The 16,538-nt window shown below is 71.8% G+C and carries 17 protein-coding genes; 2 read left to right on the forward strand and 15 right to left on the reverse strand.

Annotation, left to right across the window (positions count from 1 at the left end):
* Nucleotides 1-6 precede the first annotated feature (6 nt).
* From ABZ840_RS31570 to ABZ840_RS31635, 14 genes are all read right to left on the reverse strand, one after another.
* Nucleotides 7-825: a sirohydrochlorin chelatase gene (locus tag ABZ840_RS31570; protein WP_361565390.1), complete on the reverse strand. Its 819-nt coding sequence runs from the start codon at nucleotides 823-825 to the stop codon at nucleotides 7-9.
* Between the two features lie 20 nt (nucleotides 826-845).
* Nucleotides 846-1,772: an ABC transporter permease gene (locus ABZ840_RS31575; protein ID WP_361565393.1), complete on the reverse strand. Its 927-nt coding sequence runs from the start codon at nucleotides 1,770-1,772 to the stop codon at nucleotides 846-848.
* Nucleotides 1,759-2,562: an ABC transporter ATP-binding protein gene (locus ABZ840_RS31580; RefSeq protein WP_361565396.1), complete on the reverse strand. Its 804-nt coding sequence runs from the start codon at nucleotides 2,560-2,562 to the stop codon at nucleotides 1,759-1,761. Before ABZ840_RS31580 ends, ABZ840_RS31575 begins: the two co-directional genes overlap by 14 nt.
* Nucleotides 2,563-2,597: 35 nt before the next feature.
* Complete coding sequence (locus ABZ840_RS31585; RefSeq protein WP_361565399.1) at nucleotides 2,598-3,722, reverse strand: aliphatic sulfonate ABC transporter substrate-binding protein; 1,125 nt, start codon at nucleotides 3,720-3,722, stop codon at nucleotides 2,598-2,600.
* A gap of 239 nt (nucleotides 3,723-3,961) precedes the next feature.
* Nucleotides 3,962-5,296: a GTP-binding protein gene (locus ABZ840_RS31590; protein ID WP_361565401.1), complete on the reverse strand. Its 1,335-nt coding sequence runs from the start codon at nucleotides 5,294-5,296 to the stop codon at nucleotides 3,962-3,964.
* A 2-nt stretch (nucleotides 5,297-5,298) separates the two neighbouring features.
* Nucleotides 5,299-6,255 (reverse strand): sulfate adenylyltransferase subunit CysD, encoded by a 957-nt coding sequence (gene cysD, locus ABZ840_RS31595; RefSeq protein WP_361565404.1) that lies wholly within the window; start codon nucleotides 6,253-6,255, stop codon nucleotides 5,299-5,301.
* Nucleotides 6,252-6,785, reverse strand: a complete 534-nt coding sequence (cysC, locus tag ABZ840_RS31600) for an adenylyl-sulfate kinase (RefSeq protein WP_361565407.1) — start codon at nucleotides 6,783-6,785, stop codon at nucleotides 6,252-6,254. The genes cysD and cysC overlap by 4 nt, the downstream gene beginning before the upstream one ends.
* Before the next feature lie 40 nt (nucleotides 6,786-6,825).
* Entirely contained in the window at nucleotides 6,826-7,527 is a 702-nt protein-coding gene (locus ABZ840_RS31605) for a phosphoadenylyl-sulfate reductase (RefSeq protein ID WP_361565410.1), read from the reverse strand.
* Nucleotides 7,524-7,706: a hypothetical protein gene (locus ABZ840_RS31610; protein ID WP_361565413.1), complete on the reverse strand. Its 183-nt coding sequence runs from the start codon at nucleotides 7,704-7,706 to the stop codon at nucleotides 7,524-7,526. The genes ABZ840_RS31605 and ABZ840_RS31610 overlap by 4 nt, the downstream gene beginning before the upstream one ends.
* Nucleotides 7,703-9,394, reverse strand: a complete 1,692-nt coding sequence (locus tag ABZ840_RS31615; RefSeq protein WP_361565416.1) for a nitrite/sulfite reductase — start codon at nucleotides 9,392-9,394, stop codon at nucleotides 7,703-7,705. The genes ABZ840_RS31610 and ABZ840_RS31615 overlap by 4 nt, the downstream gene beginning before the upstream one ends.
* A 220-nt stretch (nucleotides 9,395-9,614) precedes the next feature.
* Complete coding sequence (locus ABZ840_RS31620; RefSeq protein WP_351598321.1) at nucleotides 9,615-9,698, reverse strand: putative leader peptide; 84 nt, start codon at nucleotides 9,696-9,698, stop codon at nucleotides 9,615-9,617.
* Between the two features lie 131 nt (nucleotides 9,699-9,829).
* Nucleotides 9,830-10,396: a GNAT family N-acetyltransferase gene (locus tag ABZ840_RS31625; protein ID WP_361565422.1), complete on the reverse strand. Its 567-nt coding sequence runs from the start codon at nucleotides 10,394-10,396 to the stop codon at nucleotides 9,830-9,832.
* Nucleotides 10,397-10,464: 68 nt separating this feature from the next.
* Complete coding sequence (locus tag ABZ840_RS31630; RefSeq protein ID WP_361565425.1) at nucleotides 10,465-11,697, reverse strand: cytochrome P450; 1,233 nt, start codon at nucleotides 11,695-11,697, stop codon at nucleotides 10,465-10,467.
* A gap of 94 nt (nucleotides 11,698-11,791) precedes the next feature.
* On the reverse strand, nucleotides 11,792-13,099 hold the full coding sequence (locus ABZ840_RS31635; protein WP_361565428.1) for a GAF domain-containing protein: 1,308 nt from the start codon (nucleotides 13,097-13,099) through the stop codon (nucleotides 11,792-11,794).
* A gap of 406 nt (nucleotides 13,100-13,505) precedes the next feature.
* On the opposite strand from ABZ840_RS31635, the gene ABZ840_RS31640 reads away from it, so the two are divergent.
* Together ABZ840_RS31640 and ABZ840_RS31645 are read left to right on the forward strand one after the other, a co-directional pair.
* Complete coding sequence (locus ABZ840_RS31640; RefSeq protein WP_361565431.1) at nucleotides 13,506-14,714, forward strand: YihY/virulence factor BrkB family protein; 1,209 nt, start codon at nucleotides 13,506-13,508, stop codon at nucleotides 14,712-14,714.
* Entirely contained in the window at nucleotides 14,711-14,983 is a 273-nt protein-coding gene (locus tag ABZ840_RS31645; RefSeq protein WP_361565434.1) for a hypothetical protein, read from the forward strand. The genes ABZ840_RS31640 and ABZ840_RS31645 overlap by 4 nt, the downstream gene beginning before the upstream one ends.
* 66 nt (nucleotides 14,984-15,049) lie before the next feature.
* Here the strand turns inward: ABZ840_RS31645 and ABZ840_RS31650 are convergent, their stop codons facing one another.
* Nucleotides 15,050-16,501 (reverse strand): amino acid permease, encoded by a 1,452-nt coding sequence (locus ABZ840_RS31650; RefSeq protein ID WP_361565549.1) that lies wholly within the window; start codon nucleotides 16,499-16,501, stop codon nucleotides 15,050-15,052.
* Between the last annotated feature and the right edge of the window lie 37 nt (nucleotides 16,502-16,538).

The raw sequence follows: 16,538 nt of genomic DNA on the forward strand, positions 1-16,538 counted from the left end.
CCGGGCTCAGGCGGTCAGCGCCGGTGCCGGGCGCCGCAGCGCCTCGGCGTACCGCAGGGCCAGCAGGTGGGCCAGCTCCGGCGCCGGGCCCAGCACGTCGGCGAGCACGTCGGCGCCCGCCTCCCGGGCCCCGGCCACGATGCGGTCCGGCAGCCGGCCCGGCGCGATGACGTACGGCGCCACGGCGATCCGCTCGACGCCCTCGGCCCGCAGTTCCCGCACGGCGTCCGCCGTGCGGGGAAGGGATGCGGAGGCGAACGCAGGCCGCACGGCACACCAACCAGTGGTGCGCCGCCACTCCCGCGCGATTTCAGCGATCACTGCGATCGCCTCCGGGTCTGAGGAGCCCGCCGAGGCCAGCACGACCCCGGTCGAGGCACGGTCGGCGGGATCGAGCCCCGCCTCGGTGAGCCGCCGCTCCAGCGCGCCCACGAGCAGGGGCGCCGGGCCGAGGACGTCGGCCTGCTGGACGGTCAGGCGGGGCAGCCGTGCGCACGTCTCGCGGAGCACGGCCGGGATGTCGGTCTTGGCGTGGAAGGCGCGGGTGAGCAGCAGCGGCAGCGCCACCACGTCCCGTACGCCGTCCGCGTGCAGCCGCTCCAGCACCTGCGGCACGCTCGGCGCGTTGAAGTCCAGGTAGCCGACCTCGACGCGCAGTTCCGGGTGGAGGGCGCGGACCCGTGCGCACAGCGCGCCGACGGTCGCCGCGTGCCGCGGGTCCCGGCTGCCGTGCGCGATCACCAGCAGCGCGGGCCGCGCGCGCGGCCCGCACCGGCCGGCGGCCGAGGCGGTGCCGGGGGTGGGGGCGAGCAGGTGGGGTCGCATGGTGGTTCCGTTCGGAGGGGTCAGCGGGAGTTGGCGAGCAGGCCGCGGCTGCGCAGCACGCGCCGCTCGATCGGGGCGAAGATCAGCAGCTCGATGCCGATGCCGACGATCAGGATGAGCAGGATCGCGCCGAGCACGAGGGACATGTCGGAGCCGACCCGGCCCTGGTCCAGCAGCTGGCCGAGGCCCGCGCCCAGGTCGGGCGAGGTGGCGATCAGCTCGGCGGCCATCAGGGAGCGCCAGGAGAACGCCCAGCCCTGCTTGAGCCCCGAGATGTAGCCGGGCAGCGCGGCGGGCAGCAGGACGTGCCGTACGCCCTTCATGCCGGTCGCGCCGATGGTCCGGCCCGCGCGCAGGAACAGCGGCGGGATGCGGTCCACGCCGGAGACCAGGCCGTTGGCGATCGACGGCACCGCGCCCAGCAGGACCACCGCGTAGATCGTGGCGTCGGTGATGCCGAACCAGATGATCGCGGCGGGCACCCACGCCACCGACGGCAGCGACTGGAGGCCGGAGAGGATCGGGCCGATCGCCGCGCGCACCGGGCGGACCCGGGCGACCAGCAGGCCCAGCGGTGTACCGATGATGACCGAGGCGACGAAGCCGAGCGCGCCGCGCGAGACGGACTCCCACACGTAGCTGAGGAGCGTGCCCTCCAGCCACTTCTCGCGGAGCGAGCCCCATACGTCCACCGGGCTGGGCAGCTGGTAGTGCGGCTTGACCTCGAAGTGGTACGCGAGCTGCCAGAGCGCCAGCACGATGACGACGGCGACGACCGGCGGCAGGACCTTGGAGACCAGCGTGCGCAGCACGGGCTGCCGGCTGACGACCTTGGTCTCCAGCGCGTCCAGCCCGGCCTCCAGCCCGGCGGTCTCGCTGCCCCGCGCGTCGGCCGCCTTGGCGTCGGCCGCGTTGGGGGTCTCGGTGGTGGTGTCAGTGCTGGCCATGGCGGCGGATCTCCCCACGGAGCTGTTCGGTGATCTCTACGGAGAGTTCGGCGACGGCGGCGTCCTCGATGCGGCGCGGCTGCGGGATGTCGACCTCCCACTGCCGGGCGATGCGCCCGGGCCGGGAGGACAGCAGCACGACCCGCTCCGCCAGCCGGACGGCCTCACGGACGTTGTGCGTGACGAAGAGGACCGAGAGGTTGGTCTCCTCCCAGATGCGGGTCAGCTCGTCGTGCAGCACGTCGCGGGTGATCGCGTCCAGCGCCGCGAACGGCTCGTCCATCAGCAGCAGCCCGCTGTCCTGGGCGAGCGCGCGGGCCATCGCGACCCGCTGCCGCATGCCGCCGGACAGCTCGTGCACCCGCTTGCCGTACGCGCCCTTCAGGCGGACGAGCTCCAGCAGCCGCTCGGCCTCGGTACGGCGCTCGGCGCGCGGCATACCGCGCAGCTTCAGGGCCAGTTCGATGTTCTTGCCGGCGGTGAGCCAGGGGAAGAGCGCGTGCTCCTGGAACATCAGGGCCGGCCGGCTGCCGGGCACGTCGATGGACCCGGCGGACGGCTTGTCCAGCCCGGCCACGAGGTTGAGCAGCGTGGACTTGCCGCAGCCCGACGCGCCCAGGAGGCACACGAACTCGCCCGGCGCGACATCGACCGTGATGTCGTCCAGTACGTGCTGCTGCGCGCCGGGGCGGCCGAAGGACTTCGAGACGTGGTCGATACGCGCCGCGTAGCCCGCCGTCTCCGTCGTGCCGGCCGTGGCGGCCTGCTGGGTGAGGGTAGGGGTCGTCATCGGTGTCACCTCCTGGGAACGTACGGATCGATCGGTTACTGTGCGCCGAGCCCGGCGGCGCCGACCGGTGGCCTGCCCTCGGCCTTGAGGACCTTGTTCAGCAGCCGGAGGTCGTAGATGCCGTTCAGGTCGGGCTTCTTCAGCAGCCCGGCCTTGACCGCGTGCTGCGCCTCGTCCTTGAGGGTGGAGGCCAGCGGGTCGTCGGTGACCTGCACGTTCCGGAAGGCGTTGTGGAGGACCTGGTCCGGCAGCCGGGTGCCGGACACCTTCGGGTCGCCGAGCGAGGTGTTGACCGCTCGGGCCGCCTCGCCCGGGTGGCCCTTGATCCAGTCGTTGGTCCTGACCGAGCCGCGCAGTACGGCCTCGACGGCCTTGGGGTGCTCCTTGAGGAACTGCTTGCGGACGATGATGTTCGTGATGACGAACTTCCCGTCCTTCCACAGCTGCTTCTCGTCCAGCAGCGTCCGGCCGCCCTGGGCGACCAGCTTGGCGGCGGTCGGTTCCGGCACCCACGCGCCGTCGACGCCGCCCTGCCGGAAGGTGTTGGGGATCTCCTTGTTGTCCTGCCGGAAGACCCCGACCTCGCCCTTCCCGGTGTCCGGGTCGACCCGGTAGCCCTTCTCCCGCAGGTAGTTCAGGAGCGCCACGTCCTGGGTGTTGCCGAGCTGCGGGGAGGCGATCCGCTTGCCCTTGAGGTCCTTGAGCGACTTGATCTTCTTGGGGTTCACCACGAGCGACACGCCGCCCGAGGCGGAGCCGCCGATGATCTTCAGGTTGTTGCCGTGCGACTGCACGTAACCGTTGATCGCCGGCGACGGACCGATCCAGCCGATGTCGATCGTGCCCGAGTTCAGTGCCTCGATCTCCGAGGGACCGGCGTTGAAGATGTACGGCTTGACCTGCGTGCCGCCCAGCTCCTGCTGGATGAAGCCCTTCTGCCGGTCCACCATGGGCGTCGCGTGCGTGACGTTCCCGAAGTAGCCGATCTTGACCGCGTCCAGGCCGTCGGTCTTCGGCCCCTTCGCCGCCACCGCCTCGGTGCTCTTCGGCGCCTTGGACCCGTAGCCGCACGCCCCCAGCGCCCCGATCAGCAGCGGGACGGCGGCGGCCGCCGCGAGGACGCGGCGAGCGGTCGTACGGGGGCGAGCGGAGGGCAGCACGGGAGGGTTTCCTCTCGGTGGTCCGGGGCGGTGTGCGCCCCTAGGGCGCGCCCGGCGGGGCAGCTGGTCTTCGGAAGGGTCCGGCGGGCAGGGCGGACCGGAGCGGGGTCAGCGCACACATCGGCCGACTCCGCCCTGCCCTCCCCCAAACTCCGTTCGGGGGGACCCCCACCCAAGGGCACCGCTGCCTACGCGGCCGCCCTCCTTCGCGAACGTCGAGAACGCCTCGCCCGCCATGCTCAGAAGTCCCAGCCGTCGTCGTCGGCCTCGGTCTTCACCGGCTCCGGCGCGGCGAAGGACTCGCCGACCATGCCGGCGGTGAGCGTGGTGCCGTCGTTCGGGTCGATCAGGATGAACGAACCGGTACGCCGCGAGTCGGCGTAGGAGTCGACCGGCAGCGGCTCGGCAGTACGGATCTTGACGCGGCCGATGTCGTTGGCGACGAGCTCACCCGGGTGCGGGTGCAGCGACAGGTCGTCGAGGGTCAGCCGGGACGGGATGTCCTTGACGATCGCCTTGACCGTCCGGGTGCCGTGCTTGAGCAGGACCCGGTGACCGACGGACAGCGGGTGGTCGGCCACGTGGCAGACGGTCGCCTCGATGTCCTGCGTGGTCGCGGGCGCGTCCGGGGTCGGCACGATCAGGTCGCCGCGCGAGATGTCGATGTCGTCCTCCAGCAGGAGGGTGACCGACTGCGGGGTCCAGGCGGCGTCGACCGGCTTGCCGAGCAGGTCGATCCCGTTGATCCTCGACTTCTTGCCGGACGGCAGCACGGTGACGTCGTCGCCGACGCGGAACGTACCGGCCGCGATCTGGCCCGCGTAACCGCGGTAGTCGGGGAGCTCGGCGGACTGCGGGCGGATGACGACCTGCACGGGCAGCCGGGCGTGGCAGTGCGCCATGTCGTGGCTGACCGCGACGGTCTCCAGGTGCTCCAGGACCGTCGGGCCGCCGTACCAGTCCATGTTCGAGGACGGATCCACGACGTTGTCACCGGCGAGCGCGGAGATCGGGATCGCGGTGATCTCGGGAACGCCCAGCTCACCGGCGTACGCGGTGAACTCCTCGGCGATGTTCGCGAAGACGGACTCCTCGTACCCGACGAGGTCCATCTTGTTGACCGCGAGGACGACGTGCGGGACGCGGAGCAGCGCGGCGATCGCGGCGTGCCGGCGGGTCTGCTCGACGACACCGTTACGGGCGTCGACGAGGATCACCGTCAGTTCGGCGGTGGACGCGCCGGTGACCATGTTGCGGGTGTACTGCACATGGCCCGGGGTGTCGGCCAGGATGAACCGGCGCCGGGGCGTGGCGAAGTAGCGGTAGGCGACATCGATGGTGATGCCCTGCTCGCGCTCGGCCCGCAGCCCGTCGGTCAGCAGCGCCAGGTCCGGCGCCTCCTGGCCGCGGCTGGCCGAGGCCCGCTCGACCGCCTCCAGCTGGTCGGTGAGGACCGACTTGGAGTCGTGCAGCAGCCGGCCCACCAGGGTCGACTTGCCGTCGTCGACGGAACCGGCGGTGGCGAACCGCAGCAGGGTGGTCTCCGCGAGATCCTCGATCGTGATCGTGCTCATGGTTAGAAGTACCCCTCGCGCTTGCGGTCTTCCATCGCGGCCTCGGACATCTTGTCGTCGGCCCGGGTCGCGCCCCGCTCGGTGAGGCGGGAGGCGGCGATCTCGGTGATCACCGCGTCCAGCGTCGTCGCCTCGGAGTCGACGGCGCCGGTGCAGGACATGTCGCCGACGGTGCGGTAGCGGACCAGCCGGGTCTCGACGGTCTCGTCGCCCTTGGGGCCGCCCCACTCGCCGGCCGTCAGCCACATGCCGCTGCGCCGGAAGACGGGCCGCTTGTGGGCGAAGTAGATGCCCGGCAGTTCGATGCCCTCGCGGGCGATGTACTGCCACACGTCCAGCTCGGTCCAGTTGGACAGCGGGAAGACGCGGACGTGCTCGCCGGGCGCGTGCCGGCCGTTGTAGAGCTGCCACAGCTCGGGGCGCTGGCGGCGCGGGTCCCACTGCGAGAACTCGTCCCGCAGCGAGAAGACGCGCTCCTTGGCCCTGGCCTTCTCCTCGTCGCGCCGCCCGCCGCCGAACACGGCGTCGAAGCGGTGCTGCTGGATGGCCTCGGTCAGCGGCACGGTCTGCAGCGGGTTGCGGGTGCCGTCGGGGCGCTCCTTGAGGGCGCCGCGGTCGATGTAGTCCTGCACGGACGCGACGTGCAGCCGCAGGCCGTGCTGCTCGACGGTGCGGTCGCGGTACTCCAGGACCTCCGGGAAGTTGTGCCCGGTGTCCACGTGCAGCAGGGAGAACGGCACCGACGCCGGCGCGAACGCCTTCAGCGCCAGGTGCAGCATGACGATGGAGTCCTTGCCGCCGGAGAAGAGGATCACCGGCCGCTCGAACTCGCCCGCCACCTCGCGGAAGATGTGGACCGCCTCGGACTCCAGCGCGTCCAGGTGGGACAGCGCGTACGGAGAGTCGTCGCCCTCCGGGGCCGGACCGGTACCGGTGCGGGTCGTTGCTGCCGTCGTCATGCCAGTCCCCTCTCGGTGAGCAGCGCGTGCAGCGCCGCCGCGGACTCCTGCACGGTCTGGGTGTGCGACTCGATCCGCAGATCGGGCGACTCGGGAGCCTCGTACGGGTCGTCCACGCCGGTGAGCCCGGAAATCTCGCCCGCCGCCTGCTTGGCGTACAGGCCCTTCACGTCCCGCTCCGAGCAGACCTCGACGGGCGTGGCGACGTGCACCTCCAGGTAGGGCGTGCCCTCCTGCTGGTGGCGCTTGCGCACCGCCTCCCGGCTGTCCGCGAACGGCGCGATCACCGGGACCAGCGCCTTGACGCCGTTGCTCGCCAGCAGCTCGGCGACGAAGCCGATGCGCTGGACGTTGGTGTGCCGGTCCTCCCGGCTGAAGCCGAGACCCGCGGAGAGGAACTCCCGGATCTCGTCGCCGTCGAGCACCTCGACGCGGTGGCCCTCGCCGCGCAGCGTCGCGGCCAGCTCGCGCGCGATGGTCGTCTTGCCCGCGCTCGGCAGACCGGTCAGCCAGATCGTGGCGCCCGTCATTCGTATCTCCTGAGTGTCCGTCATCGTGCGGTCAGCGGCCTTATCCGTGCAGTCCGCACTCGGTCTTGTTGCTCCCGGCCCAGCGGCCGGCCCTGACGTCCTCGCCCTCCAGCACGCGCCGCGTGCAGGGGGCGCAGCCGACGGAGGCGTAGCCGTCCTGGAGCAGCGGGTTGGTGAGCACGCCGTGCTCGTTGACGTAGGCGTCCACATCGGCCTGCGTCCACTTGGCGATCGGCGAGACCTTCACCTTCCGCCGCTTGGGGTCCCAGCCGACGACGGGGGTGTTCGCCCGGGTGGGCGACTCGTCCCGGCGCAGGCCCGTCGCCCACGCGTCGTACGCGGCCAGGCCCTCTTCGAGGGGCTTGACCTTGCGCAGCGCGCAGCACAGGTCGGGGTTGCGGTCGTGCAGCTTCGGGCCGTGCTCGGCGTCCTGCTCGGCCACCGACTGACGCGGCGTCAGGGTGATGACGTTGACGTCCATCACCTCCGCGACCGCGTCCCGGGTGCCGAGGGTCTCCGGGAAGTGGTAGCCGGTGTCCAGGAAGACCACGTCCACGCCGGGGAAGGCGCGCGAGGCCAGGTGCGCGACGACCGCGTCCTCCATCGAGGAGGTGACGCAGAAGCGCGGACCGAAGGTCTCGGCGGCCCACTTGAGGATCTCCAGCGCGGGAGCGTCCTCCAGGTCGCGGCCCGCCTGCTCGGCGAGCTGCTCCAGGTCGGCTGCGGTGGTTGCGGTGGTCACGACTCACCTCCGTCGGAAGGGGACTTGCCGGACGCGCCCGGGGCCAGCAGGCCCAGGAACTTGAGCCGGAACGCACGGCTGCAGGACCGGCACTCCCAGGCCCCGTGGCCCTCCTCGGAGGGCCGCAGGTCCTCGTCGCCGCAGTACGGGCAGCAGAACGGCGCGGCGCGCTCACTCATTTGAGAGCACCCTCTTCGGCGCGGGCCGCCCACTGGGCGAACCGCTCACCCTCGGTGCGCTCCGCCTCGAAGTTGCGCAGCACCCGCTCGACGTAGTCGGGGAGTTCGTCCGCGGTGACCTTCAGGCCGCGGACCTTGCGGCCGAAGCCGGCCTCCAGCGCCAGCGCGCCGCCCAGGTGCACCTGGTAGCCCTCGACCTGGTTGCCCTCGTCGTCCAGGACCAGCTGGCCCTTGAGGCCGATGTCGGCGGTCTGAATACGGGCGCAGGCGTTCGGGCAGCCGTTGAGGTTGATGGTGAGCGGCTCCTGGAACTCCGGCATCCGGCGCTCCAGCTCGTCGATGAGGGCGGCGCCGCGGCCCTTGGTCTCGACGATGGCCAGCTTGCAGAACTCGATGCCGGTGCAGGCCATGGTGCCGCGCCGGAACGGCGAGGGCTTGACCTGGAAGTCCAGCGCCTCCAGCCCGGCGACGAGCGAGTCGACCCGGTCACCGGCCACGTCGAGGATGATCATCTTCTGCTCGACGGTGGTGTTCAGCCGGTCCGAACCGTGCTCGGCGGCCAGCTCGGCGATCTTCGTGAGCGTCTTGCCGTCGACGCGGCCGACGCGCGGCGCGAAGCCCACGTAGAAGCGGCCGTCCTGCTGCTCGTGCACGCCGATGTGGTCGCGCCACTTCGAGGAGGGCTCCTCGGGCGCCGGGCCGTCGACCAGCTTGCGCTGGAGGTACTCGTCCTCCAGCACCTGGCGGAACTTCTCCACGCCCCAGTCGGCGACCAGGAACTTCAGGCGGGCGCGGTTGCGCAGCCGGCGGTAGCCGTAGTCGCGGAAGATGCCGACCACGCCGGCCCAGACGTCCGCGACCTCGTCCAGCGGCACCCAGGTGCCCAGGCGCTGGGCGAGCTTGGGGTTGGTGGACAGGCCGCCGCCGACCCAGAGATCGAAGCCGGGGCCGTGCTCGGGGTGGTTCACGCCGACGAACGCCACGTCGTTGATCTCGTGGACCACATCCTGGACAGGGGAGCCCGAGACCGCGGTCTTGAACTTGCGCGGCAGGTTGGAGAACTCCTTGCTGCCGATGTAGCGCTCGTGGATCTCGTCCACGGCCGGGGTGCCGTCGATGATCTCGTCGGCGGCGATGCCGGCCACCGGGGAGCCGATGATCACACGCGGGCAGTCGCCGCAGGCCTCGGTCGTGGACAGCCCGACGGACTCCAGCTTGTCCCAGATGGCGGGCACGTCCTCGATGCGTACCCAGTGCAGCTGGATGTTCTGCCGGTCGGTGATGTCAGCGGTGCCGCGGGCGTACTGCTCGGAGACCTCGCCGATGGCGCGCAGCTGGGCGACGGTCAGCCGGCCGCCGTCCACGCGCACCCGCATCATGAAGTACTTGTCCTCCAGCTCCTCCGGCTCCAGGACCGCGGTCTTGCCGCCGTCGATGCCGGGCTTGCGCTGGGTGTACAGGCCCCACCAGCGCATCCGGCCGCGCAGATCGTTGGGGTCGATCGCGTCGAAGCCGCGCTTGGAGTAGATCGTCTCAATGCGTGTCCGCACATTGAGACCGTCGTCGTCCTTCTTGAACTGCTCGTTGCCGTTGAGCGGAGTGTGGTGACCAACGGCCCACTGTCCCTCACCGCGGTGGCGGCCGGCCTTGCGGCGGGTCGTGGCGGGGCGTTCCGGAGTGGCGGCCATGGTGAATACGTCCTTCTCGGCGGCTGCAGGGGATGCGGTTTCAGACAAGATGCACCCACTGTGACCTGCGAAGACGTGCCGGTTCGCGACGCGTCGGAGCGCGCCTTGGCATGACTTGCCGGATCAGGGGTGGTCGCACGTCCGCGACGATGGGGACGGCGAGGAAAAGTCGGTGGAGCTGGGTGCTGTCAGGAGCGATGAGCCCCTGTGGGGTACAGCGTCAGCGCGCCTGACAGATGGCGCTGGACACGCGCGCAAGGTCGACGTGGCGCCGACTCACCAAGGCAATTCCAGCTCGAGACATGACGGAAGCGTGTCACGACGCTCTTGGGCCAGTCCACCGTTGTCCAGAATACGGACGCAGATGTCTTGCAGAGTGGGACGTTGTGGCGCCGGTCACGTTCCGTTTTACGTGACCGGCGGACGGCGGGAGGTTCAGGCGCCCGGCCACGGCCCCGGCGAGGCGACCTCGGGCTCCTCCTCCACGGTGGTGTCGTACAGCCGGAAACCGCGACGCCGGTAGTTGTCCATCGCGTACTCCCCGTCCTTGCTGCACGTGTGCACCCACACCCGCTTCGTCGGCGCGCACTCCGGCCACCGCTCGGCCAGGTCCCAGGCGCGCGCGAGGCCGTACGAGAGCAGGTGGCCGCCGATCCGCCGGCCGCGGAACGCCGGTATCAGGCCGAAGTAGACGATCTCCACCGAACCCTCGGCATCCGCCTGCAGCTCGATGAAGCCGGCCGGCGTCCCCCGCTCGTACGCCACCCACGTCTCCGTACCGGGCCGCCCGAGGTGCGCCGCCCACTCCGCGTACGTCCACGGCAGCCGGTCGGTCCAGGTGACGTCCTGGCCCACCGCCGTGTACAGGAACCGGCTGAACTCCGGCAGCGGCGTCCCGGACCGGACGACCCGCACCTCCTGCTCGGCGGGCGGCCCGGCGGCGGGCACCAGGTCGGAGGGGGCGGTCTGCTCCAGGTACCAGGTGGTGACAGTGACGCTCATGGCCGTCAGCCAATCATGGCGGGGACCGGCACGGGCCGCCGGTCCCCGCGTCACGCCGGGCCGTCGCCTCAGGTGAGGCGGACCGGCACCGCCGCCGGGCCGCGGGAGACCACCGACTCGTGCCACTGGATCCGTTCCGGTTCCGTGCCGAGCCGCAGCCCAGGAAAGCGCGCGAAGAGGGCCGGCAGCGCGACCGCGGCCTCCAGGCGGGCCAGCGGGGCGCCGAGGCAGTGGTGGATGCCGTGCCCGAAGGCGAGGTGACCGTGGTCCTCGCGCGCGACGTCGAAGGCGTCGGGGTCCGCGTGCCGCCGCGGGTCGCGCCCCGCGCCCGGCAGCGAGATCATCACCGGCTCGCCCGCAGGTATCCGCACCCCGCCGATCTCCACGTCCTCGACCGGGAAGCGGTAGATGGCCATGACCACGCTGCCGTTCCAGCGCAGCGTCTCCTCCACGGCCCGCGGCCACAGCTCCGGCCGCTCCGCCAGCAGCGTCCGCTGCGCGGGATGGGTGAGCACGGCCAGTACCGCGTTGCCGATCAGGTTGACCGTCGTCTCGTGCCCGGCCATCAGCAGCAGCGCGAGCGTGCCCACCAGCTCCCCGGGCGACAGCCGGTCGCCGGCCTCCTGGGCCCGCACGAGCGCGGAGGTCAGGTCGTCCCCGGGTGCGGCCGCCCTCGCCTCGGCCAGCCGCCCGAGCGCCGCGTACACCTCCGTCCGGGCCGCGGCCGCCGCCTCCGGCCCCGCCGTCGCCGAGAACAGCGTCTCGGTCGACCGCCGCAGCACGGCCCGGTCCGGGCCGTCCGTCAGCCCGAACAGCTCGCAGATCACCTCCATCGGCAACGGGGCCGCCAGCTCCCGCACCACGTCGACGGGCCCGCCGTCGGCCGCCGCCCGCTCCATGCCGTCCAGCAGCCCCGCCGTCAGCCCGGCGATCCGCGGCCGCAACGCCTCCACCCGGCGCGCGGTGAACGCCTTGGAGATCAGGCCGCGGAGTCTGGTGTGGTCCGGAGGATCGGCGGTCAGCATGGTCGCGCCGGTGGTGAGCACCACTTCGGCCGTGGTCGGTATGCGCCCTTCCCGGTACGCGGTCCAGTGCCGGTCCGCGTCCTTGCTCAGCCGCGGGTCGGTGAGCGCCGCCTTCGCGTCCGCGTACCGGCTCACCGCCCACGCCCGGTACCCGCCGGGCATGGCCACCGGCACGACGGGCCGCTCGCCCTCCCGCAGCCCGGCGAGCGCCGGGTGCGGGTCGGCGAAGTAGGAGGAGGTGAACAGCTGCACGGAATCGCTGAGTTGATCGGTCATGACGCAACGGAAGCACGCCGAACGGCAGCTGTCAGCCGGTCCCGTCCACGGCGAACACCATGTCCGCCAACCGAGCTTTTCGGGGTGCCGGAGTTCAGCCGTGGGGTACGTGGCCGCGGGCCGTCAGGACGGCGGGGGCCGTGGAGTGGGGGAGGAGGGCGGTGGGGTGGGGCGGGCGGAGGAGTTCCACCTGGATGCCGTCGGCGAAGCGGTACGGGCGGTGGGTGAGGACGCAGCCGAGGGTGCGGCGGAGCCGGGAGAGTTCGGCGCGGACCGTCGTCGTGCGGCGGTCCGTGCCGAACAGGTCGAGGGAGAGCTGCGCCGCGGTGCGCCCGTCGGGGTGCGCGGCCAGGGTGAAGAGCAGCTCGGCGTGGCGCGGGCTCAGCTCGTGCGACCAGCTGCCGGCCGGCCCGGCGACCGTCACCGTCCAGCGGTCCCGGCCGCTGAGGTCGAGCACCACCCGGCTCGGCCCCGGGTCCAGCGGCCCGTCGTCCCCGATCCGTACCAGCCAGCCGCCCGGCAGCGGCTCCAGCACGCAGCTGCCGTACCGGGGCAGCCACACCGGCCCGGCCTGCGGGGACCTGGGCAGCGCCACCCGCTCCGGCGGTGCCGTGCCGACGGCCGCCGCCGTCCAGCCGTCCCGGTCCACCGCCAGCGCCCGGCCGCCGAGCCGGGCCAGCAGCGGCGTCGCGCTCGCCCGCAGCCGGTCCAGCGTCTTCAGGTGGCGGGTGCGCTGCTCGGACTCGGCGAGCCGGGCGACCGCGGAGACCAGCGGGAGGGTGGTCGGGTGGAAGGAGTGGGCGGGGCCGCTGAGGTCGACCACGCCGAGCAGCCGCCCGTCACGCGGGTCGTGCAGCGGGGCCCCGGCGCAGGTCCACTGGTGGTGGGTGCGGACGTAGTGCTCGGCGGAGTGCACGAGCACCGGCTGCCGGGTGACCAGCGCGGTACCGATCCCGTTGGTGCCGACCACGTCCTCCGTCCAGGCGGCGCCCGGCTCGAACCCGTGCCGGTCGGCCATCCGCCGCACCGCCGCCGAGCCCTCGCGCCACAGCACGCGGCCCTCGGGGTCGGTCACCACCAGGATCTGCCGGGCCGCCTCGGCGGACGGGAGGAGGTGGGAGTGCAGCACCGGCAGCAACTGCGCGAGCCCGGAGCGGTGCCGGCGCTCCTCCAGCTCGGTGCGGGACAGCGGCCGTTCGCGGCGGTCCCGGTCCGGGTCCAGCCCCGTACCGAGCATCCGCCGCCAGGATTCCCCGATCACCGTGCGGGGGGCGTCGGGCGGCTCGTCCCCCGCGAGGGTGGCCTCTCGTACGGAAGCCAGCCGGCGGGCCGCTTCCCGGGAGTCCAGCGCCGTTGCCAGGACGGGGGTCCGGGTCCTGTCGTGGTGCCGTGTGCTCAACATCGCTCCGCTTGTGCAGTTCTCGTGATCGCCGCGGCCCATCGTGCCGGGGCACGGCCCTCGCCGAGTGCCGAATCGGCAGATCCGTTGCAACGTCGTGCAACGGTTGTCCTCCCCCGTTACGGGCGGAAAGGGTGGGTGCGAGCCGTCCCCGTGAACCGGTGGCCGGGCCCGTTCACCGGGTCCGCCCGTGCCACGCCCGGCTGTCCCGTCGGAAGCGGTGCCGAGTCGGCGCGGCACCGCTTCCGTGCCGGGGCGTGGCGGCCGGACGCCGCGTCTCTCCCCCGAGCAGAGGCGTGGCCCGGCCACCGCGCCCCCTCCGGCCGTCGCGCGCCCCGGTCCGTGAACGGGCCCCGACCGGGCCGGACAGGTTGCGAGTCGTACCTTTCGTGCCGGATACGGTGAGGAGGTGCAGCAAGCGAATGAACCAGCCGACCATCCCCGGGGCCGTCTGCACAGGGCTCGCGTCCTGTACCGCCACGTGTCCAAACGCCGCCTCGGCTGGCTGCTGCTCAAGGACACCGTCAACTCCTGCATGGAGTACCGCGTCACCGGACTCGCCGCGGAAGCCGCCTTCTTCTGCCTGCTCTCGCTGCCCCCGCTGCTCCTCGGCCTGATCGGACTGCTGGGCTACATGGAGCCGTGGATCGGCCACGACACCATCGAGACCATCCGGCAGAACATTCTCCAGGCGTCCGCCGCCGTCCTCTCCGACAAGGGCGTCGACCAGATCGCCCGGCCGCTGCTGGCGGACGTCTTCCGCGGCGGCCGCCCCGACGTCATCTCGATCGGCTTCGCCATCGCCCTGTGGTCGGGTTCGCGGGCCCTGAACGTCTTCGTCGACACCATCACGATCATGTACGGCCTGGAGGGCAAGCGCGGCATCGTCGCCACCCGCCTGCTGGCGTTCTTCCTGTACCTCATCGCGCTGGTCCTCGGCGCCATCGCGCTGCCCCTGATGGTCGCGGGCCCGGACACGGTCGTGCATTTGCTGCCCGCCAGCGAGAACGCCGTCCGGGTGCTGTACTGGCCGGTCGTCCTGCTGCTCTCGGTCGTCTTCCTCACCACGCTGTACCACGTGTCCGTGCCGGTCCGTTCCCCGTGGCAGGAGGACATCCCCGGCGCGGTGGTCGCGCTCGCGATGTGGGTACTGGGCAGCCTGCTGCTCCGCGTCTACCTCGCCTCCACGGTCGAGGGGCCGACCATCTACGGCTCGCTCGCCGCCCCCGTCGCGGTCCTGCTGTGGATCGGCGTCTCGGCCTTCGCGGTGCTGGTCGGCGCGGCGGTCAACGCGGCCCTGGACCGGGTCTGGCCCTCGCTCGCCACCGCGGCGGGCCGCGCCGAACGCGAGGAGCGCCGCAAGGAGGAGGCCGAAGTCATGCGCCGGGCCCGGGAGGAGGCCGAGGAGGCGCACGAACTGGACGACGGCGAGGCCGAGGAGGGCGAGGAGGGCGGCGCGGGCGGCGGCCCGGACGGCGAGCCGGGGCCCGAGCCGCCGTCGGAGTTCCCCGAGCGGTGGTCGAAGTTCCACCCCGTGCACCACGTACGCGCCCGCCTCCGTCACTTCAAGAAGGACGCCCCGCAGCAGGACCCGCGCGACCGCGACGACCAGGGGTGAGGCGGCGCGGCGCCCGGGCGCGGCTCCCTGCCGCGCGCCGAACACCCGCCGGTACGCGCCCGGCGTCGTCCCCACGGCAGCCCGGAAGCGGCGCCGCAGACGGCGGAGGAGAGCCCGACCCGGCCGGCGAGCGCGTCCACGGCGAGATCATCGAGGGCGACGAACGCCATCCGGCCGGCACCTACGTGGTGTTCGCGCCGGGCAGCAGGCACCAGCCGCGCACGGATGTCGGCGCGCAGATCATCGGGTACACCGTCCTCAACGGCTGAGCGGACGGACGTGCCCCGCTCCGTGGTGGCGGAGCGGGGCACGGCGGTGCGCGCGAAGGGCGTCGCTCAGATCAGGTCCATCGCGGCGACCTCGTCGGGACGGCCGTAGCTGACCGGGCCCTGGAAGCGGTGCCGGGCGGTGGCGAACCACCACACCGTGGCGATGATCAGCACCACGGCCAGCGCGATCGGCGCGTAGTTGAACGAGCCGGGCGTGATGGGGGAGGCCTGCGGCAGCATGAACAGCACGTTGCTCAGCACGATCCAGACCACCGCGACGGCCGCGACGGGCTTGCCCCAGCGGCCCAGGTTCCACGGCCCCGGCTCGAAGGTGTCGAGCCGCAGCCGCAGGAAGATCGGCACGCCGTACGCCAGGAAGAGGCCGACGACGTTGACGCTGACGATGGCGGTGAAGGCGGTGTGCGACCACCAGCCGGGGATCACCAGCACCAGCGAGCAGGCGGCGGCGAGCCAGACGGCCTTGACGGGCGTACGGGTGCGCGGGGAGACCGAGTGCCACCAGCGCGAGCCGGGCATCGCGCCGTCCCGCGAAAAGGCGAAGATCTGCCGTGTGTTGCTCGTCATATTGGCCAGGCCGCAGAAGAGCATCGCGCCGATCACGATCAGCAGCAGGAACTTGGCGGTGCCGGTGCCGAGCGCGTCGATGAGAATTTGTACGGGCGGCGCGTCAGCGCGTGCTTCCGCTGCGTAGTCGCGGATCGCGTAGACCAGCGCGAGCATGAGGATCAGGCCCGTGATCGCGGAGTAGCCGATCGCCCGCATGATTCCCTTGGGCGCGTTGACGGTGGCGCCCACGGTTTCTTCCGACATGTGGAAGCTGCCGTCGAAACCGGTGAACGTCCAGCTGGTGACGAGCAGCCCCAGCAGCGCGCCGTAAAGGCCGTTCGTGAAGCCGGTGTTGTTGGCGAAATGCGTCACGAACGACGCGGACTGGTGCTGCTCGGGCAGTACGGTCAGAGCCGCCACGATCACCACCATGCCGATCAGCAGCCACCACACCGAGATCCGGTTCAGGATCGCGACCAGGTGCACGGTGTAGGTGTTGGCCAGCGCCTGGACCAGCAGGATCGCCGCCGTGATGAGAACCGTGCGCTGCTCGGACACCTGGTAGGACGGCCACTGCATCGCGAGGAACGCCTGGATGAAAGTGGCCGCCGCGTAGCCGGTGGCGGCCGTCCCGCCGACCTGGCCCACGAAATTCAGCCAGCCCGTGTACCAGGACCAGGCGCCGCGGTGCCGCTTGGCGAGTTTGCCCGCCGAGAAATACAGCGCGCCACTCGTGGGGTAGGCGGAGGTGATTTCCGCCATCGAGGCGCCGATGAACAGTACGAGGATCGACACCGCGATCCAGCCGAATACCAGGATGCGCGGTCCGCCGGCATTCATGCCGAAACCGAAGGACGAAAAGATCCCGGATATGATGTTGATGATCGTGAACGAGATCGCGAAATTGTCGAACGCCCGGAATCTGCGGGTGAGTTTCCGCGGATATCCCATGGCGTGCAGTGTGGCGTCGTCGTCCAGAGCGGCCGGC

This window comes from Streptomyces sp. NPDC047117 (genome assembly GCF_040643545.1).
Classification (GTDB): Bacteria; Actinomycetota; Actinomycetes; order Streptomycetales; family Streptomycetaceae; genus Streptomyces.